The sequence below is a fragment of the Streptosporangium sp. NPDC050284 genome, assembly GCF_044459525.1.
GTDB lineage: Bacteria > Actinomycetota > Actinomycetes > Streptosporangiales > Streptosporangiaceae > Streptosporangium.
This window is the reverse complement of the sequence record NZ_JBITIZ010000009.1, coordinates 350,632-368,271: the sequence shown is the minus strand read 5'-3', so window position 1 is coordinate 368,271 and position 17,640 is coordinate 350,632. Positions and strand designations below refer to the sequence as shown.

Here is a 17,640-nt window from a genome sequence, read left to right as displayed (position 1 = left end):
GGCCCCACTCAGCGGGTCTCGCCGGTTCCGCTCGCGCGTTCCAGGACCTCCAGGACGGTCCCTGCGAGCAGCGCGATCTTGTAGTGGTTGCGGGCCGCCGGAGCGCACCGGGCGGCCGCCAGTCCGGCCGCCCGGTCGAGGGGCTCGCCCGCCATGAGTGCCTCCTCGACCTCGGGCAGGCGTACGGGGACGCGGGCGACACCTCCCACGGCCACCCTGGCGAAGGTGATCCTCCCGCCGTCGGCGCCCAGCCGCGCCGCGGCCTCCACCAGCGGCCACTCGGCCTCGGACCTGCCGATCGCGCGGTGGTAGGCGGCCCGCTCCCCGGGAACGGGCGGCGGCAGGACGACGGAGGTGAGGATCTCCCCCGGGTCAAGCAGGTGGTCCCGGGAGGGGTCGGAGCCGTCTCCGTACAGGTCGGCGATGGGGAACGGGGCCCTGCCGTGCGTCTCGGCGGAGGCGTCGCAGGCGAGCAGGGCCACCGCCAGCGACGACGGGTGCGGCGCGACGCACGGGCCGCTGTCGAGGATCGCGGCGTTCGGGGAGAGCCCGGCGCGGGCCGGGCAGTGGTCGCCGCCGTTCTGGTGGCAGGAGAAGGCCGGGTTGCGGAAGTACGCGCAGCGGTTGCGCTGCAGCAGGTTGCCCCCGACGGTGGCCACCTCCCGGATCTGGGGTGTGGCCAGACCTGCCGCCGTCAGCGCCAGGCAGGGGTGGGCGGCGCCGAGGCGCGCGTCGCGGGCCACCCGCGAGACCGTGGTGAGCGCGCCGATCCTGACGGAGCCGTCCGGCTGCCAGGTCACGCCGGACAGATCGGGCAGGCCTCGCAGGTCCACGTGCGGTCCGGCCGCCCGGCGGCCCATCAGGTCGGTGCCTCCGGCGCGGAACTCGCCCCCGCGCCGTACGGCTTCGCCGAGGTCGGTGAGTACGGTCATCGAACGCCTTCCAGTGTGGGGATCCGGGGGGTGTGCTCCAGGGAGGTGGCCGTCGGCCGCCCCCTCCCGGGATCCGGGTACGGGTCCGGCCACGTCCGCGCGGAGGGGGTCAACGGGTGATCCCTTCGAGGAGCCGGTCGGGACGAATGGGCAGGTCGTGGGGGCGCCAGCCGGTGGCGTTGTGGACGGCGTTGCCCACCGAGGCGGCCACGCCGACCGTGGAGATCTCTCCGACCCCGACGCCGTTGCCGTTGACGTGGTCCCACCCGTCGCGGTGGAAGTGCACGGTGATCTCGGGGGTGTCGCCGATGCCGGGGATGCGGTAGTCGTCGAGGTTGGCGGTCAGCACGTTTCCGGTGACCGGGTCGACCAGCCGCTCCTCGTACAGGGCGTAGCCGATGCCCTGCACGACACCGCCCTCGCACTGGCTGCGCGCCGGCCGCTCGGCGTAGATGTGACCCGCCGCGATCCCGGCCCACACCCGAAGCGGCCTGACGGTGCCGAGGCGGGTGTCGACCTCGACCTCGGTGACGTGGACGGAACCGCTGAACCCCCGGCCGATCGCCATGCCGCTCATCGGGAAGGGGGTGACGTAGCCGCGCCGGTCGCGGCGGCGCCCGCCCACGACCCTGGCGCCGTCGGTCATGCCCAGCTTCCGCAGGCGCCGCGCGGCGTCGCGCGCGGCGGGGGCCACCGAGGCCGTGGTGCGGCTGCCGATCGAGGGCGGCCCGTGCACGGTGCCCGTCCTGCCGATCTCGACGCGGACGCGCTCGGCGGGCAGTCCGAGCTCCTCGCACACGACGCCGGCGATGACGGTGCGGACACCGGTCCCGATGTCCTGGGTCGCGGTCGAGGCCACGACCACGTCACCCTCGACGCGCAGCTCCACCTCCGTGGCGGGGTCGACCATGTAGAGCCAGTTGGCGGCGGCCACCCCGACGCCCCGGCGGAAACGCCCCGTCTGGGAGCCGGTGGGCGGCCTGGACGTCCACTCGGGCAGGGCCGCGGCCAGGTCGTAGAGCGCGTGCCGTTTGCGGTTGCCGTCCCAGCGGCGCCGCAGCGCGATCGGGTCCTCGCCCCTGCGGTGGGCGGCCTCGTCCACCGCCTGCTCCAGCGCCCAGAGCATGGGGGGTGCCCCCGGCCCGCGGAACGGGGTGCCCGGCGGCTCGTTGGTGACCACGTCGTAGTCGCGGAGCCTGCGGGGCGCGGTGCCGTACACGAGGCGGGCCATCAGCGCGACGGCCGACCCGATGGCCACGCCGCCGTGCCCGTGGACGTCCATGGTGAGGGCGGCGAGGTCGCCCCGGTCGTCGGTGAGCAGTTCGACGGTGGTGCGGGTGCCTGGGCGGTTGCCCGCGTCGGTGAGCTCCTCGGCTCGGCTGAGCACCACGCGCACCGGCGCACCATGGGCCCGGGCGAGCTCGACGGCGGCGATCGTCTCGACGGTGACGCCGACCTTGGCCCCGAAACCGCCTCCGACGTGGTCGGCGACGATGTGGACCCGCTCGACCGGCAGGTCCCACCGCTTGGCGGCCTGCTCGGCGGCGATGGTCACGGTCTGGGTGGACAGGTGCAGGTGCAGGTCGCCCTCGGCGTCCCAGTGGGCGACGCAGGCGTGCGGTTCCAGCGGGGTGTGGACCTGCACGGCGGTGGTGAACGTGCCGGTCACCAGGCGGGGGTCGGCGTCGCGCCTGGCGGCCTCGATCCGCTTGGCGGCGGTGCGCCCGCGCCAGCTCGCCCTGGTGAAGGGACCGCGCACGTTGCCGTTCCAGGCACCGGGCAGTTCCATCCCCTCACTGGAGCTGGGGACGTGCTTTCTGGACTCCTCGTCGTAGACGGGCGGGGCGTCCGGCGCGTCGTCGAGCGCGGCGGGCCTCGGGTCGTAGCCGATCTCGGCGGCCTCCGCGATCGCCAGTGCCTCGCGGCGGGTGGGGGCGGCGACGGCGGCGACGGGCTGGCCCGCGTAGCGGACGGTGCGGTCGGGCGGCAGCAGGTCGACCACGTGGGCTGCGTCCACCGTGACCGAGGTGACGCGGGCGTGTGCCCTCCTGGAACGGATGACCACGCCTTCCAGCTGGCCTTCGAGGCGCACGTCGGTCGTGTAGCGAGCGCGGCCCGCGACCTTGTCCATCGCCTCCACCCTGGCGGGTGTCCCCGCGGCGCCGTCGTGTTCTCCCCGGCAGGCGGCGGCGATCGCGGCGTAGATGCCCTCGTACGCGCCACACCTGCACAGGTGACCGGCGAGGGCCGCGGCGATCCGCTCGCGCGGTGGCGCGACGTCGCCGTGCTCGGCGCGCCAGGCGTCGACGAAGGCCGCGCCCTCGACCGCGAACCCGGGCGTGCAGTAACCGCACTGCAGGCCGTCGTGGACGGCGAGGGCCCGCTGGACGGGGTGGTCGAGCCCTTCCGCGGTGGTGATCTCGCGATCCTCCAGCGCGGCGGACGGCAGCAGGCAGCTCGCCTGGGGCACGCCGTCCACCATGACCGTGCACGCGCCGCAGACCCCGGTACGGCAGGCGGCCTTGGCGCCGGTGAGGCCGAGACCGTCGCGCAGGACGTCCACGGCGGCGTCGTCGGGGCCGGCCTCCGCCGTGGCGGGCAGCCCGTTTACCGTTATCTTCATAACTCTCCAGTTGACGTCGTCAACATTATGTTGACAGTGTCAACCAGATACGTTGACGTTGTCAACACAGCCTGCCCGGAAAGGGGATCCACGTGGTGGACGGCACCAGGACCCGCCTGGTCGAGAGCGCGCTGAGACTACTGCGCGAGGAGGGCCTCGACGCCGTGACGCTACGCGCCGTCGGCGACCTGGCCGGCCTGTCCCGTACGGCCCCCTACCGGCACTTCGCCGACAAGACCGCCCTGCTCGCGGCGCTCGCCGTCCGGGTCATCGCCGATCTCAGCGCGCACGTCGCCGCCGCGGTCCTGGCGGCCGAGGCCCCGCGCGACCGGCTGCGGGCCTTCTACCTGAGCTACGTCGAGTACGCCGTCGCGCACCCCGAGGAATACCGGCTGGTGTTCGCCTCGGAGTTCGTCGTCGGGCACCACCCGGATCTGGAGACGGCGATCGACCAGGTGATGACCGCGCTCGGCATGGAGGGACCCTGGGAGGGGCCGGTGCCCAAGGCCAGGGTGATGGCCCTGTTCTCGACCGCCCACGGCCTCGCGGAACTCGCGGTGGCGGGACAGTTCTCCCACAAGGGGATCGGATACTCCGATGTCGTCGACGTCCTCGTGGATCCCGGCGAACGGTGACGAGCGGCCGCGGATGGCCAGAGGGGGGCAGAGAGGGTCAGAGAGGGACGGCGTCCCTCGGGTCGCCGTCACGGGGAGCACCGGCCGGGGAGGGCCGCGAGACGGACCGGCCGCCGCGCTCGGCGGCCCTCGCCACGTTGCGCAGCATCGGCCCGAAGACCAGGCTGTGGAAGGGCGCGACCGACCACCAGTAGAGGTGCCCGGCCAGACCGCGAGGGTGGAAGATCGCCCGCTGACCGTAGACGGTCTCACCCCGGTACGTGAGCACCCGCATCTCCAGCCAGGCGAGGCCGGGCAGGCGCATCTCCGCGCGCAACCGCAGCAGGCGCCCCGGCTCGATCTCCTCGACCCGCCAGAAGTCGACGGAGTCGCCCACCCAGAGCCGCCGGGGGTCGCGACGCCCCCTGCGCAGGCCCACGCCACCGACCAGCCGGTCGAGCAGACCGCGCAGGCTCCAGGCCAGGGGCAGGGAGTACCAGCCCACCTCGCCGCCGACGGACTCGATCACCGCCCACAGAGCCTCGGGGGAGGCGTCGACCCGACGGGCCCGCGCGTCGACGTACAGGCTGCCGCCCGCCCAGTCGGGGTCGGTGGGCAGCGGGTCACTCGGCGCCCCGGGGGTGGAGGCCGAGGACCAGCGGGTGACGACCTTGGCCTCCTTGACGCGCTGGAGGGCGAGTTCGACCGCCCGCCTCAGCCCGATCAGCCCGCCTGGCGGGTCCTCGACGTAGCGGGCGATGTCGTGCTCGCCGCAGACGGCCTCGTTGCGCAGCGACTCCACCAGCGGGCGGGCCAGGCTCGCCGGGACCGGGGTGACCAGCCCCACCCAGTGGCTGGAGAGGCCGGGGCTCAACAGCGGGACCGGGATGATCAGCCTGCGGGGCAGCCCGGCGACCTCCGCGTAGACCCGCATCATGTCGGCGTAGGTGAGCACGTCCGGGCCGCCGATGTCGAAGGAACGGTTCACCTCCTCCTCGACGGAGGCCCAGGCCACGAGGTAGCGCAGCACGTCGCGGATCGCGATGGGCTGCGTTCTGGTGCCCACCCACCGCGGCGTCGTCATCACGGGCAGCCGCTCGGTGAGATGACGCAGCATCTCGAAGGAGGCGGAGCCCGATCCGATGATGACCGCGGCCCGCAGCACCACCGCGGGCACCGAGGAGCGCAGGAAGATCTCCCCCACCTCGACGCGGGAGCGCATGTGCGGCGAGAGCCTCTCGTCCGGCGCGAGGCCGCCGAGATAGACGACCCGGCGAACCCCGGCGCGCTCGCACGCGGCGGCGAAGGTGGTGGCCGCCTCGCGGTCGGCGGCGGCGAAGCCGCTCCCCCCTCCCATCGTGTGGATCAGGTAGTAGACCACATCGATGCCCTCCAGGGCCTTCGCCGCCTGCTCGGCGTCGGCCGCGTCGGCCTGGGCGACCTCGACCCGGGAGACCCAGGGCTGGTCGCGCAGGCGGCCTGCCGACCTCACCATGCAGCGGACCTCGTGCCCCGCGTCCAGCAGTTCGGGAACGAGCCGCCCGCCGATGTATCCGGTCGCGCCGGTCACGAGACATCTCATGCGTACATTTTCGTACGGCGCCGCCCGGCGGTTGCGGCCGGACCCTTTCATGTGCCGCGCACGGGCTCACGGCCACGCGTTCACCGCGCCTTCGGCCCGCCGTTCCCCGGCCGACGTTTCCAGCCCACCGTTCCCCCGCCGCCGTTCCGTACCCGCCGTTTCCGGCTCAGAGCCTCCGCTGGAACTCCTCGCGGATCTCCAGGAGGATCTCACGGGTGCGCGTGGCCGGCTCGGCCTCGATGCACAGGCGCTCCATGACCTCCAGGTAGCTGTCGACGTCGTCGCGCTTCTCCAGGTAGACGGCGCTGGTGAGCTGCTCCATGTAGACGATGTCCGGCAGGTCGGGCTGGGAGAAGCGCAGGATGCTGAAGGGGCCCCCGGCCGCGGCGTGGCCGCCGACGCTGAAGGGCACGATCTGGACGGTCACGTTGGGCAGTTCGAGCGCGCGCAGGATGTGGTCGATCTGCTCGCACATCGCCTCGGCCCCGCCGAGGGGTCGGCGCAGCACGGCCTCGTCCAGCACGGCCCACAGATGGGGCGGGTCCGGGCGGTGCAGCAGTCGCTGGCGTGCCATGCGCAGTTTCACCCTGCGGTCCAGCTCCTCGGGGGAGGCCGAGGGGAAGCCCAGCCGGACGACGGCCCGCGCGTAGCCCTCGCTCTGCAGCAGGCCGGGCACGAACTGGACCTCGTAGTTGCGGATGCCGCTGGCCGACTCCTCCAGGCCCACGTACGTCTCGAACCAGGGAGGCAGCACGTCGTTGTAGTTGTGCCACCAGCCGGCGAGGTTGGCCTTCTCTACGAGGGAGAGGAACGGCTCACGATCGGCGTCGCTCGTCACCCCGTACAGGGTGAGCAGGTCGGCCACGTCCCTGATCCGGAAGCTGACCCTGCCGAGCTCCATGCGGCTGACCTTGGAGTGCGAGGCGCGGATGGAGTGCCCCGCCTCCTCCAGTGTGATGCCCCGCTGCTCGCGCAGGCGGCGGAGCTGTGCGCCCAGGACGATCCGCAGCACGGTGGAGCTACCCCGCGGTGCGGCCATGGAGGTCATGGAGGCCGCAGAGGGTGGACCGACCGGCCGGCCGTCGGCGCTTGGTGTGATCATCTGCAGTCCTTCGGGCGCGGAACGCGATCCTGCGCCCACTCTTTGTGGCGATCGCGAGCCTTCACGGTACTCCGCTCGCCGCGCTCAGACCATAGAAGATTTTATCTTTCAATCACAGTGGCGGATCTTCAATTGATCAGGTCGTCGAACTCCCCGCTCTTCACCCCGCGGACGAAGTCGTCGGCCTCGCGGCGGGTGTAGATCAGTGCGGGGCCTTCGGGGTCGCGGGAGTTGCGCATCGCGACCCTGCCGTCGGGCAGTTCCGCGAGTTCCACACAGTTGCCGCTGGGGTTGCTGAAGTGGCTCTTGCGCCACACGACACCGTGCATCAGGGCGGCCGACATGCCGTTGTACAGCTGGTTCATCCTCGCCTCTCACCGATTAGGGAGGGAAACAACACTCCGAGTGTAGGGCTTTTTGTGCAGATGCACGTGCATCTGTACTTGCCTATGCACATTACGGAGGGCAAGATGGCAGACGGATCAACCTCGCCACACGATCGTCCCCTCCCCAAGGTCGCCGATGACTGGTTACCGAAGACACGAAGCCACACCCATCCGAGCTGAGATCGGAGGGTGGGAACGGTGGTTGTCGATGCTTAATCACCTGCTCCCCCCGAGCGGCCTGCCCCCCTGGGCCGGTAGGGAGGACCACGTCGGCCAGTTACAGATGGCCGTCCGCAGCCTCCGCTACGACTCGTGCGCGGCGCGGACCGCCCGCGAGTTCACCACCAAAGCGCTGAGGACCTGGGAGCTGGAGCCGCTGATCGACGACACCGGCATCGTGGTCTCCGAACTCGTGACCAACGCCGTACGCCACGGCACGCGAGGTGTCGCGCACGCCCGCTCCTTCCCCGAGGTCAGGGTGATCCTCTGCCACACCGAGCGCTCGGTGCTGTGCGCGGTCACCGACCCCAGTGACCAGGGCCCCTGCCTGCGCGAGCCCGACTACGAGGCGGAGAACGGCCGGGGACTCCAGTTGGTCGACGGTGTCAGCGAGACGTGGGGCTGGGCGCCGCTGGAGAGCCGGGGCAAGGCGGTGTGGGCGGCCTTCGCCCTGCCCTCGGCAGGAGAACGCCACCTGGAAGCCTGCCACTGACGACACGCGAGAGCCCGTCACCGACGGTCGAGTGCCGGGAAAGTTACCCGAGTGGAAGGAGGCTCAGACAGAAAACACATCACCCTGTGGGCAGAAGGTCGATAATGTCCGCTGGAACCGCATGCCGGACGGAGGACACCATGGCGTCGTCACAACCTGAGCGCCTCAGGTTCGATCCCACGATCCCGAACGCGGGCCGGATATCCGACTACTTCCTGGGCGGCAAGGACAACTTCGCCAGCGACCGGACCGCCGCGCAGGTGGCGCTCTCCATCGCCCCCGAACTCCCTGCCATGTCGCGGGAAGGGCGCAGATTCCTCGACCGCGTCGTGCGCTTCCTGGTCGAGGCCGGCATCCGCCAGTTCGTCGACATCGGCTGCGGCCTGCCGACCCAGGGCAGCGTGCACCAGATCCTGCGCGGCATCGCGCCCGAGGCGCGGGTCGTCTACGTCGACAACGACCCGATGGTCGTCGTCCACGCCCAGGCCCTCCTGAAGGACGACAGCCCGGCCGTCGTCGTCGAGGCGGACATGCGCGACCCCGAGCGGCTCCTGGCACATCCCGGCCTCACCGACCTGATCGACCTCGACGAGCCCGTGGCGATCCTGCTCTTCTCGGTCCTGACCGACCTCTCCGACGACGTCGAGGCGATGCAGGCCGTCGTCGCCCTGCAGAAGGCCGTCGCACCGGGCAGCTACATGGCCCTCTCCCACGCGGTCTCCGATCTGTGCCCGGACAGGACCGCGCGGCTCGCCACCCTCTTCCAGGACAGCGGGTCGATCACCGGTCCCCGCCGTGCGAACCTGCGCACCAAGGCCGAGGTCGAACTCTTCCTCGACGGGCTGAAGCCGGTCGAACCGGGCGTCGTCTACATTCCCGAATGGCGGCCGGAGGGCGCGATGCCCCACCGGCCGGATGCCGTCTGGGTCGTCGGCGGAGTCGCGCGAAAAGAGTAGGCTTTTTTGGGAAACCGTCGAGTTTTGCCGGCATTCATGGCGCCTCGGCATCTGTTCACGCGACGCGCGATTCTCTAATGTCGCAGGCAACAGCGGAGGTGAGAACTTGAACGACACGTCCCGGCGGCCGGGGGCAGGCCTGGACACCAGCGTTCCCAACATCGCCAGAATGAACGACTACTTCCTCGGCGGGAAGGACAACTTCGCCGCCGACCGCAAGGCGGCCGAGGAAGTGCTCGCCATCGCGCCCGAGATCAGGACCATGACGCACGAGGCCCAGGCCTTCCTGCGCCGGATGGTGCGATATCTCGTCGAGCGAGGCATGACCCAGTTCGTCGTCATCGGCGCCGGTCTGCCCAGCCGCCGCAACGTCCACCAGGTGGCCCAGGAGATCGCGCCCGACACGCGCGTGGTCTACGTCTCCAACGACCCCGTGGTGCTCTCCCACGCCCGCGCCACGCTCGCCACCAACCCGTACACCACCGCCGTCGAGGGTGACGTCCTGCACCCCCGCGAGCTGCTCACCGACCCGGAACTACTGCGTCTGGTCGACCTGGAGCTACCGGTGGCCGTCCTGATCCTGTCGGCCCTGCAGTTCATCCCCGACGAGGACGACCCGCACAAGAGCGTGGCCATCCTTCGCGACGCGGTGCCGGTCGGCAGCCACTTCGGCATCGGCCACGTCGTCTTCGACACGCGACCGGAGGCCAAGGGCCCGCTGGTCGAGATCTTCCAGCGGGTCCTCGGCCGCACCGAGGACGCCTCTCGGCGGAGCGATCAGGTGCTGCGCTTCTTCGACGGGCTGGAACTGGTCGACCCCGGCCTGGTCTACATACGCCACTGGCACCCCGACAACCCGCTCACCGCGCAGGGCCGCGACAGGACGTGGACGATGGGCGGGGTGGCCCGCAAGGTCAAGGACTGACGAGCACCGCCCCCCGCACGCGACCGGCGGATCCCTCCCGCCCGCCTCCAGGAGATTCCGACAGGAGGACCTAACCCGCGACCAGGAGGTCGTCGCGTTCCACGGCCTCCAGCGAGAGCGTCTTGTAGCCGACCTCGTCGAACAGCACGGTGATCCGGTCGCTCTCCCTGCTCATCACCATCCCCGGCCCCCAGGCGCTGTGCCGCACCCTGGCGTGCATCGCGAAGGGCCCCTCGTCCGCGGCCTCCGGCTCCTGGGGCAGGCCCGCACGGCAGGTGTCGCAGGCCTCGCAGCCGTGCTCGCGCGGCTCGCCGAAGTATTCGAGCAGGAAGCGGCGGCGGCAGCCCGTGGTCTCCGCGTACGCGCGCATCATGTCGATCCTGGAGTCGTCGATGCGACGCCGGGTGTCGTCCAGCTCGACGGCGCGCGCCGTGGCCGCCTCGGGCTCGGGACCGCCGGACACCCGGCGCAGGTCGCCCTCGCCGGTGACCTCGATCGCGTTCGCCCGCTCCAGCAGGTTGACCAGCCGGGTGAGCCGGGTGGCGCCGACGTCGAGCAGGGCCCGCATCTCGCCCGCGGGTACGGTGCCGCCGTGCTCGTACACCAGCGTGGCGACCCGCAGCAGCAGCTCCTCGTCGGCACGTCCCCCGGCGAAGAACCTGCGCAGCCCGAGGTCCTCGGAACGGTAGAAGAGCACCGCGGCGGCGGGCTCGCCGTCCCGCCCGGCCCGGCCGATCTCCTGGTAGTAGGAGTCCGGCGACTCCGGCGGGGCGGCGTGCAGCACGAACCGCACGTCCGGCTTGTCGATGCCCATGCCGAACGCCGAGGTCGCGACCACGACGTCCAGCTCGTCGTCGCGGAACATCTCGTGGATCCTGTGCCGCTCGGCCGCCTTCATCCCCGCGTGGTACGCCTCGGCCCTGCGACCGGCCTCGCGCAGCGCGGTGGCGTACTCCTCGGCGGCGCGGCGGGTGGCGACGTAGACCAGCCCGAGTCCTGAGCGGGACGCCGCGTCCTCCACCAGCGCCCGCCTCAGGTCCTCCTGGGTGACGAAGCGGCGCACCTGTAGGTCGATGTTGGGCCGGTCGAAACCCCGCACGATCTGGCGGACGTTCCTCAGGCCGAGGGCGGTGACGATCTCGTCGCGTACCGCGGGGGCGGCCGTGGCGGTCAGCGCCACCACCGGCGGATGCCCCAGCTGCTCGATGACCTGGCCCAGCCTCAGGTAGTCGGGCCGGAAGTCGTGGCCCCACGCCGACACACAGTGCGCCTCGTCCACGGCGATCAGCGAGGGACGCGCGGCGCGCAGCCGCTCGACCGTCTCCGGCTTCGCGAGTTGCTCGGGTGAGAGGAAGACGAACTCGGCCGCGCCCGCGCGTACGGCCTCCAGGGACGCCTCGCCACCGGACTGGGCGGAGTTGACCGCGACCGCCCCGCCCGCGTCGGCCTCGGCCAGCCCGGCGACCTGGTCACGCTGGAGGGCGATGAGCGGCGAGACGACGACGGTGGGCCCGTCGAGCAGCAGTGCCGGCACCTGGTAGACGGCCGACTTACCGCTGCCGGTGGGCATGACCACGAGGGCGTCGCCCCCGGCGAGCAGGTGACGCATGGCGTCGAGCTGCCCGGGGCGCAGGTCACGCCAGCCGAAGACCTTGCGGGCCACGGCACGCAGCTTCCGCGCCCTCGGCCCGAACCTGTCCTTGATGCTCATGCCCTCCGCCTTCCCGCCGTGTGACGGCCAGGTACCCGCGGATCGGGGCACTAGTCGCGCGATGCCCCGTTGATCGAAGGAGGGCGCGGGAGGGACGGTAAGCGGGAGACGCCGATAAGGGGCGCCCCATCGCGGGCACCCCTCCCTCGGCCGGATCGCGGCCCGGCTGTCAGCCGTCAGGTCACGGCTCGGCCCACCGGGTCACCCCGGTCCGCCGTGTCAGGCCACCACGCCTGCCGCGTCGCGGCTCGGCCGGCCTGCCGGGTCACCGCGGGCCAGGTCGCGGTTCGGAGCGCCGGGGCACGGAGGCCGCCGGCATCGTGAACGGCCGTCGCGGTCGTCGTGACCGCGACGGCCGTCACGACCGCCGCGTGTTCACCGCTTTCGCCGCGGTCACTTCGGCATGAGCACCGTGTCGACGAGGTAGACGACGGCGTTGGAGGTCTGGATGTTGCCGCAGAGGACCTTGGCGTCGTCGACGGTGAAGTCCTCACCGGAGCCCGTGACGGTCAGCGTCCCTCCCTGCATCGTGGTCAGCGTGCCGGTCGTCAGGTCCTGGGGGGTCTTCTTCCCCTCGACGACGTGGTGGGTCAGGACCTTGGTCAGCTCCGCCTTGTCGGCCAGGAGCTTGTCGAGCTTGTCCTTCGGAATCTTGGCGAACGCCTCGTTGGTGGGTGCGAACACCGTGATGTCCTTGGCGGAGTTGAGTGTCTCGGTCAGGCCGGCCTGCTCGATCGCCTGGGCCAGCGTGGACAGGGAGGGGTTGGAGGCGGCGGCGGTGGCGACCGGCTGCGAGGCCATCGCGCTGAGGCTGCCCTCGCCCTCGGCGGGCAGGGACGCGCACCCGGGGCCGAACGGCTCCGTCATCATGCCCGAGGGCTCGGGCGAGGCGCCCTCGGTGGGCATGGTCGAGTCTGTCGGGACCGGTGTGGGAGAGGTGATCCACCCGGGGGCGGCGACCGCCTGCGCGGCGGGGGCCGCGGTCAGGGCGAGTACGGTCAGGGCCGATGCCAGAAGAGACTTCTGCTTCACGGTTTTCTCCTTGATTGGGCGGATGAGCCATCCGGGTCCGTCGGCGGGTTCCCGAGCCACTCATGTCCTGTATTGGAGATCAATTCCCTGAGATTTGAGGCTAAATGCCCCACTAGAGGACTCTTGACCACATATCTCCCGAGAGAGATAGCTATTTTCCGCTCGACAGGGCGTTAATCAAGGCCCTCCGCATCCCCCCGTAGAGTGGGAATCATGAGCCCGAAGATCGCAACCAACGAGGTCGTCTCCCGCGACCGGCTGCTGGATTTCCTCCGTGGCCGCCACCGTGCGCTGGTCATCACCGCGCGGCGCGACGGCAGGCCACAGGCGTCCCCGGTGACCTGCGGCGTCGACGCCGAGGGCCGCATCGTGGTGTCCACCTACCCCGAGCGCGCCAAGACCTCCAACGCCCGCCGCGACCCGCGGGTGAGCGTCGTGGTCCTGTCGGACGACTTCGACGGCCCCTGGGTGCAGGTGGACGGCACGGCCGAGGTCCTCGACCTGCCGGAGGCCCTCGAACCGCTGGTCGACTACTACCGGTCCATCTCGGGTGAGCACCCCGACTGGGACGAGTATCGAGCGGCGATGACACGGCAGGGCAAGTCGCTGTTGCGCGTCACCCCGGAGCGCTGGGGCCCCATCGCCACCGGCGGCTTCCCCGCCCGGTTGGCCTGAGGGGCCTGGCGCCCGGACCGGTCCGCCGGCCAGGAGACGACCTCCAAGGATCACCCCAGGTCGGCCAGGACGGCGTCGGCCGCCCTGCGCCCCGAGACCAGGGCTCCCTGCTGCGAGCCGGTGTCGCGGTGGTCTCCGCAGACGTAGCGGCCCGGCGCGAAGCGCACCGGGCGTCGCAACGAGAACGGCGGCACCATCGCGGGCAGCGCCTCCTTGACGGCGTACGTCGCCAGATGGTCCCAGTTCGAGGTGTCCGTCCCGTAGATCTGTGAAAGCCGTGCCCTGACCCGGGGCTCGTCCGCGTCGGAGAGGACTCCCAGCACCGACGTGGAGACCAACGCCCGGCCCGGCGGCGCGTACGCGGGCGCGGCGTCGCTGATGACCAGGGTGTCGGTGATGTGGCCCTCCGCGTCGACGATCTGCGTGGGGTCGTCCATGGGCGAGCGGGAGGCCACGTGGTAGAAGGTCGTCACCGAGCGCATCGCCGGAGTCTCCAGCCCCGGATAGAGTGCGGCGGCCATGGCGGGATCGGTGGCCACCACCACCGCGCGGGCCTGGATCGTCTCGCCCCCGGCCGTCTCCACCCCCTCCTCGGTCACGGCGAGGACCGGGGTCTCCAGCGCGAGCGCCCCCGGAGGAAGGCGTCCGGCGAGCTGTCGGGTGATCTCTCCCATGCCGAGCGCGGGCACCCCGACCGTTCCCCGGGCGAAGGCGCGCCAGATGAGGTGGAAGAAACGGCTGGAGGTCTCCAGTTCCCGCTCCAGGACGACACCGGAAAGGAACGGGCGGATCAGTTTCTCGACCATCCTCGGTGAGACGCCCCAGTGCCGCAGTTCCTCGCGCGTGGTGCGTTCGCGCCCGTCGCGCAACCGGCTCACCGGCAGCAGGAGGTCCCGTGCGGTCAGCGCCGCCAGGGCCGCCTTGTCACGCGGGGAGCCCACGTCGGCGAGGAGCCCGCTGAGCGCCTGGCCCGGATGGCGCCAGGGCAGCATGAACCGCTCCCGCCGCCCCCTCTCGAAGGAGATCAGGCCGGACGGGATCGGGCGCAGGTCCAGAGCCCCGACGTCGAGGACCCGCGCGGCCTCCGGGTAGGCGGTGTTGAAGACCTGGAAGCCGCGGTCCAGCCGGAAGCCGTCCACGACGTCGGTGCGCACCCGGCCGCCCGCCTCGTCCGCCGCCTCGACGACGCGGACCTCCATCCCCGCCGAACGCAGCCGCAGGGCGCATGCCAGACCGGCGAGACCCGCACCGACGATCACCACCGTGTCCGGCATGACGCACCCCCTCAAGGCGACGGCGGCACGAAACCTCAGGGGTCCGTGGAACCCCTCGGGTGAGGGAATCCGCCATCCTTGTCTTCGAGCGGCGGGTGCCGGGGGTTGCGCCCGCCGATCCGTTCGTCGTACGACCTACCCCAGCTTCACGGTGATCTCTCCCCCGAGCCGGAAACCTCCGGTCAGTTCCAGGTCGTCACCGCTCCAGAAACGGCCGGGGTCGTACCAGTTCGGCCGCCGCCCTCCGGGCAGCAGTCCCATGGCCTCGTAGGTGACCGCGACGACCTCCGCGCAGTAGGCGCTCTCCAGGGCGCTCTCCTCGGCGCCCCGCTTGAAGATCTTGGGCACCCGCCCCTTCATCCAGCGGCCGGCGAGCCTGGCCGTCGAAGGGAAGGGCGTGCCGTCCAGCCGGGCGACGGTGCGCAGGACGGCGTCCTCCATCTCGCGGGGTGCCTGCGGCTCCAGCTGCCTCAGCCAGCCGCGCTGGCCGTATCTGGTGGCCCAGACCGTCACCGCCTCGCGCAGGTCGTGCAGCTGGACGCCGCGCTGGTGGGTTCCCGACCACAGGTCGGGCAGGGAGCGACCCAGTTCGGCGTGCCACATCAGGGGCGGCATGTCGTCGATGACGACCGACATGCCGACGTGGTTGACGGGGCTGTTCGTCATGGTCTGGATCGCTCGATCGGGCACCGTTCGACCGCGGAACAGCCACACGTCGCCGGTGCGGGTCAGGTTGACGGCCTCATCGAGGCTGATGCTCTTGCCGGACATTCCGATAGCGTAGGCACATGCGATGGTGGAAGATACTCGGTCTGGCGGGTGTGGCGGGCGTCGCGGCCACGGGGGTCGTGATCGCGCGGGCCGAGCGCCGCCGGCAGGCGTACACCCCGGAAGAGATCCGCGCCCGCCTTCGCGCCCGCCTGGAGGAGTCCCCCGGTGAGCTCTCCCGGGATTCCTCCGAGCCGGTCCCCAGGGCCGTCGGCCCCGCCGACCAGGCGCCCTGACTCCGAGCCCTGTCCTGACGGCCCCCTTCCCGCCGACCGGACCGGACACCTGGAGCCCCGGCAGCGACGCGCCTGAGTCGCTGCCGTGCCCCAGGTGTCCGGCAGCGGCTCGGGCGCGTCATGCGAGGGCGAACCGTCGTCGCCGTCGCCCCTGAGGGCCGTTTCCCGGGCGAGTCGCGCGCGGGGGCGGGCCGCGAGACGGCCCGCCCCCGCCCTGCGGCCGTCAGTCGAAACGGATCGCGGCCGGGTCCCATCCCTCGGGCAGCGGTACGGGCACCGGGCAGGTGCTGCCGACCTCCACGAACTCGCCCCGCTCCGCGGACTCCGCGATGGCGATCATCGTGTCGAGGACGTGCAGGCCGAGCTCGCCGGTGGTCCGGTGCGGCCTTCCCTCGCGGATGGCCTGGGCCATGTCGAGCACGCCCAGGCCGCGACCGGCCTCGGTGCCCTTGATGGGAACCGGCGTCCACTCCTCGTCGGCGGCCCGGCGCAGCCGGACCTCACCGCCGAAGGTGTTGGGATCGGGCACCTCCATGGTCGCCTCGGTACCGGTGATCTCGACGAACCCGGTGCGGCCCAGCGGCGAGTCGAAGCTGAAGACGAGCGTGGCGGCCTGCCCCGCGGCGAACTCCAGGAGCGCGGTCGTGTGGGTGGGCACCGCCACGGGAACACGCGTCCCCGCCTTGGGGCCGGAGCCGACGACCCGCTCGTCCCTCGCCCTGCGGCTGACCGCGGCCACCCGCGCCACCGGGCCGAAGAGGGTCACCAGGGTCGTCAGGTAGTAGGGACCCATGTCGAACAACGGCCCGGCCCCGGGCTGGAAGAAGAACTCGGGGTTTGGGTGCCAGACCTCGGGACCCGGTGTCTGGAACAGGGTGAGGGCGGTGAGCGGGGTGCCGATGGCCCCCTCGGAGACGAGCCTGGCCGCGGTCTGCAGCCCCGCGCCCAGGAAGGTGTCGGGGGCGCTGCCCAGGAGCACCCCCGCCGCGGTGGCGGCCTCGACGAGCCGCGCGCCGGACTCCCTGTCCACGGTGAACGGCTTCTCGTTGTAGACGTGTCGCCCGGCCAGGACGGCGGCGAGCGCCACCTCGGCATGCGCGGCCGGGATCGTGAGGTTGACCACCAGTTCCACGTCGGGGTGCGAGATCGCTTCCTGCGGGGAGGTCGCCACCGGCACGCCGTAGCGCGCGGCGACCTCCTCGGCGCGGGCCAGGTCCAGGTCGGCGCACGCCACCACGCGCACGCCGGGGAAGGAGGTGAGGTTACCCAGGTACTGGTGGCTGATGTTGCCGCACCCGACGATCGCCACCCCGAGCGGGCCGGTCATGCGCTCACCCGCCCGGCGGCGACGAGACCGGTCAGGTAGACGTGACTGTCGTCCAGCGCCTGGAGCATGTCGGTGGCGCAGTGGTCGAGCTCCACGATCCGCACCGCGTCCGGCGCGGTGTTCAGCGCGTCCACGATGGGCACCTGGCCGGCGCCGACCGCGGTCATCGGGCCCTCCTGGGTGGCGGGGCCGTCCTTGACGTGCAGGTGGCTCACCCGCTCGCCCAGCCGGGTCAGCAGCCCCGAGGGGTCGACCCCGCCGGTCGCCGCCCAGTAGAGGTCGACCTCCAGCAGCACCGAGGGGTCCAGCAGTTCCGCCAGCACCTCCAGCGCGGGACGGCCGTCCACCCGTTGCTCCAGTTCCCACCAGTGGTTGTGGTATCCGAGCCGTAGCCCGTGGTCGGCGGCCTCACGGGCCGCCTCGCCGATGTTCCTCGCCGCCAGCTCGACCCCCTCCCTGTCGGCGAACCACTCGGCGGGGGCGGCGGGCACGATGACGGTCCGCGCGCCGACCGCGACGGCCCCGGCGAGCGAGGACGCGCGCCGCTCGTCGAGGAGCGGGGCGTGAACGCTGCACACCGAGAGCCCGGCCTCCTCCAGATCCTCGCGAAGACCTCCCGGATCGAGATGCGCGTCGAACGGCTCGACCGCGTCGTACCCCATGCCGGCGATGCGGCGCAGCACGGCGCGGCGATCGACGGCCGCCTGTTCGCGTACGGAGTACAGCTGGACGGCGAGTGAGCTCATCAGTTCTCCTTAGGCGTGGAGGACACCTTCGCCTGCGGG

At 71.8% G+C, this 17,640-nt stretch carries 17 protein-coding genes; 6 read left to right on the top strand and 11 right to left on the bottom strand.

Going from position 1 to position 17,640, the window contains the following annotated elements; all coding sequences use genetic code 11:
* Window positions 1-8: 8 nt before the first annotated feature.
* On the bottom strand, window positions 9-932 hold the full coding sequence (locus ACIBH4_RS22860) for an FAD binding domain-containing protein (protein ID WP_362511256.1): 924 nt from the start codon (window positions 930-932) through the stop codon (window positions 9-11).
* A gap of 109 nt (window positions 933-1,041) precedes the next feature.
* Entirely contained in the window at window positions 1,042-3,555 is a 2,514-nt protein-coding gene (locus ACIBH4_RS22855) for a molybdopterin-dependent oxidoreductase (RefSeq protein WP_362765415.1), read from the bottom strand.
* 95 nt (window positions 3,556-3,650) lie between these two features.
* Between ACIBH4_RS22855 and ACIBH4_RS22850 the strand changes: the two genes are divergently transcribed.
* Window positions 3,651-4,190: a TetR/AcrR family transcriptional regulator gene (locus tag ACIBH4_RS22850; RefSeq protein WP_362511262.1), complete on the top strand. Its 540-nt coding sequence runs from the start codon at window positions 3,651-3,653 to the stop codon at window positions 4,188-4,190.
* A 37-nt stretch (window positions 4,191-4,227) separates the two neighbouring features.
* Here ACIBH4_RS22850 and ACIBH4_RS22845 read toward each other — a convergent pair whose 3' ends face one another.
* From ACIBH4_RS22845 to ACIBH4_RS22835, 3 genes are all read right to left on the bottom strand, one after another.
* A complete protein-coding gene (locus ACIBH4_RS22845) occupies window positions 4,228-5,751 on the bottom strand; it encodes an SDR family oxidoreductase (RefSeq protein WP_362511266.1) in 1,524 nt (507 codons plus the stop codon).
* Window positions 5,752-5,917: 166 nt separating this feature from the next.
* Entirely contained in the window at window positions 5,918-6,799 is an 882-nt protein-coding gene (locus ACIBH4_RS22840; protein ID WP_362511676.1) for a helix-turn-helix transcriptional regulator, read from the bottom strand.
* 182 nt (window positions 6,800-6,981) lie between these two features.
* Window positions 6,982-7,218, bottom strand: a complete 237-nt coding sequence (locus ACIBH4_RS22835; RefSeq protein ID WP_362511269.1) for a DUF397 domain-containing protein — start codon at window positions 7,216-7,218, stop codon at window positions 6,982-6,984.
* A gap of 229 nt (window positions 7,219-7,447) precedes the next feature.
* On the opposite strand from ACIBH4_RS22835, the gene ACIBH4_RS22830 reads away from it, so the two are divergent.
* The 3 genes from ACIBH4_RS22830 (at window position 7,448) to ACIBH4_RS22820 (ending at window position 9,832) form a co-directional block, all read left to right on the top strand.
* On the top strand, window positions 7,448-7,951 hold the full coding sequence (locus tag ACIBH4_RS22830; protein ID WP_362511678.1) for an ATP-binding protein: 504 nt from the start codon (window positions 7,448-7,450) through the stop codon (window positions 7,949-7,951).
* A gap of 140 nt (window positions 7,952-8,091) precedes the next feature.
* Window positions 8,092-8,907, top strand: coding sequence for an SAM-dependent methyltransferase (locus tag ACIBH4_RS22825; protein ID WP_362511272.1), 816 nt, complete (start codon window positions 8,092-8,094; stop codon window positions 8,905-8,907).
* Window positions 8,908-9,013: 106 nt separating this feature from the next.
* A complete protein-coding gene (locus ACIBH4_RS22820; RefSeq protein ID WP_362511275.1) occupies window positions 9,014-9,832 on the top strand; it encodes an SAM-dependent methyltransferase in 819 nt (272 codons plus the stop codon).
* Between the two features lie 70 nt (window positions 9,833-9,902).
* Here ACIBH4_RS22820 and ACIBH4_RS22815 read toward each other — a convergent pair whose 3' ends face one another.
* Complete coding sequence (locus tag ACIBH4_RS22815; protein ID WP_362511278.1) at window positions 9,903-11,543, bottom strand: ATP-dependent DNA helicase RecQ; 1,641 nt, start codon at window positions 11,541-11,543, stop codon at window positions 9,903-9,905.
* 393 nt (window positions 11,544-11,936) lie between these two features.
* Window positions 11,937-12,575 (bottom strand): fasciclin domain-containing protein, encoded by a 639-nt coding sequence (locus ACIBH4_RS22810; RefSeq protein ID WP_362511281.1) that lies wholly within the window; start codon window positions 12,573-12,575, stop codon window positions 11,937-11,939.
* Between the two features lie 213 nt (window positions 12,576-12,788).
* Between ACIBH4_RS22810 and ACIBH4_RS22805 the strand changes: the two genes are divergently transcribed.
* Window positions 12,789-13,250 (top strand): PPOX class F420-dependent oxidoreductase, encoded by a 462-nt coding sequence (locus ACIBH4_RS22805; protein ID WP_362511284.1) that lies wholly within the window; start codon window positions 12,789-12,791, stop codon window positions 13,248-13,250.
* Between the two features lie 50 nt (window positions 13,251-13,300).
* On the opposite strand, the gene ACIBH4_RS22800 is transcribed toward ACIBH4_RS22805, so the two are convergent.
* A complete protein-coding gene (locus tag ACIBH4_RS22800) occupies window positions 13,301-14,524 on the bottom strand; it encodes an NAD(P)/FAD-dependent oxidoreductase (RefSeq protein ID WP_362511286.1) in 1,224 nt (407 codons plus the stop codon).
* A 135-nt stretch (window positions 14,525-14,659) separates the two neighbouring features.
* The gene (locus ACIBH4_RS22795) at window positions 14,660-15,295 is read right to left on the bottom strand and encodes a hypothetical protein (protein WP_362511289.1); all 636 of its coding nucleotides are present in this window, start codon (window positions 15,293-15,295) and stop codon (window positions 14,660-14,662) included.
* A gap of 17 nt (window positions 15,296-15,312) precedes the next feature.
* Here ACIBH4_RS22795 and ACIBH4_RS22790 point away from each other — a divergent pair, with 17 nt between their 5' ends.
* Window positions 15,313-15,528: a hypothetical protein gene (locus ACIBH4_RS22790; RefSeq protein ID WP_362511293.1), complete on the top strand. Its 216-nt coding sequence runs from the start codon at window positions 15,313-15,315 to the stop codon at window positions 15,526-15,528.
* 223 nt (window positions 15,529-15,751) lie between these two features.
* Here the strand turns inward: ACIBH4_RS22790 and ACIBH4_RS22785 are convergent, their stop codons facing one another.
* Window positions 15,752-16,855 carry a Gfo/Idh/MocA family oxidoreductase gene (locus ACIBH4_RS22785; protein ID WP_362511296.1) on the bottom strand — a complete coding sequence of 368 codons (1,104 nt, stop codon included), beginning with the start codon at window positions 16,853-16,855 and terminating at the stop codon, window positions 15,752-15,754.
* Window positions 16,852-17,601, bottom strand: a complete 750-nt coding sequence (locus ACIBH4_RS22780) for a sugar phosphate isomerase/epimerase (protein ID WP_362511299.1) — start codon at window positions 17,599-17,601, stop codon at window positions 16,852-16,854. Before ACIBH4_RS22780 ends, ACIBH4_RS22785 begins: the two co-directional genes overlap by 4 nt.
* Window positions 17,602-17,640 lie beyond the last annotated feature (39 nt).

What these genes read in the sequence shown, in the direction of transcription:
- ACIBH4_RS22780 (WP_362511299.1), bottom strand. Translation starts at nt 17,601, where the DNA reads ATGAGCTCACTCGCCGTCCAGCTGTACTCCGTACGCGAACAGGCGGCC.
- ACIBH4_RS22845 (WP_362511266.1), bottom strand. Translation starts at nt 5,751, where the DNA reads ATGAGATGTCTCGTGACCGGCGCGACCGGATACATCGGCGGGCGGCTC.
- ACIBH4_RS22840 (WP_362511676.1), bottom strand. Translation starts at nt 6,799, where the DNA reads ATGACCTCCATGGCCGCACCGCGGGGTAGCTCCACCGTGCTGCGGATC.
- ACIBH4_RS22800 (WP_362511286.1), bottom strand. Translation starts at nt 14,524, where the DNA reads ATGCCGGACACGGTGGTGATCGTCGGTGCGGGTCTCGCCGGTCTGGCA.
- ACIBH4_RS22795 (WP_362511289.1), bottom strand. Translation starts at nt 15,295, where the DNA reads ATGTCCGGCAAGAGCATCAGCCTCGATGAGGCCGTCAACCTGACCCGC.
- ACIBH4_RS22860 (WP_362511256.1), bottom strand. Translation starts at nt 932, where the DNA reads ATGACCGTACTCACCGACCTCGGCGAAGCCGTACGGCGCGGGGGCGAG.
- ACIBH4_RS22815 (WP_362511278.1), bottom strand. Translation starts at nt 11,543, where the DNA reads ATGAGCATCAAGGACAGGTTCGGGCCGAGGGCGCGGAAGCTGCGTGCC.
- ACIBH4_RS22825 (WP_362511272.1), top strand. Translation starts at nt 8,092, where the DNA reads ATGGCGTCGTCACAACCTGAGCGCCTCAGGTTCGATCCCACGATCCCG.
- ACIBH4_RS22855 (WP_362765415.1), bottom strand. Translation starts at nt 3,555, where the DNA reads ATGAAGATAACGGTAAACGGGCTGCCCGCCACGGCGGAGGCCGGCCCC.
- ACIBH4_RS22805 (WP_362511284.1), top strand. Translation starts at nt 12,789, where the DNA reads ATGAGCCCGAAGATCGCAACCAACGAGGTCGTCTCCCGCGACCGGCTG.
- ACIBH4_RS22835 (WP_362511269.1), bottom strand. Translation starts at nt 7,218, where the DNA reads ATGAACCAGCTGTACAACGGCATGTCGGCCGCCCTGATGCACGGTGTC.
- ACIBH4_RS22785 (WP_362511296.1), bottom strand. Translation starts at nt 16,855, where the DNA reads ATGACCGGCCCGCTCGGGGTGGCGATCGTCGGGTGCGGCAACATCAGC.
- ACIBH4_RS22790 (WP_362511293.1), top strand. Translation starts at nt 15,313, where the DNA reads ATGCGATGGTGGAAGATACTCGGTCTGGCGGGTGTGGCGGGCGTCGCG.
- ACIBH4_RS22830 (WP_362511678.1), top strand. Translation starts at nt 7,448, where the DNA reads ATGCTTAATCACCTGCTCCCCCCGAGCGGCCTGCCCCCCTGGGCCGGT.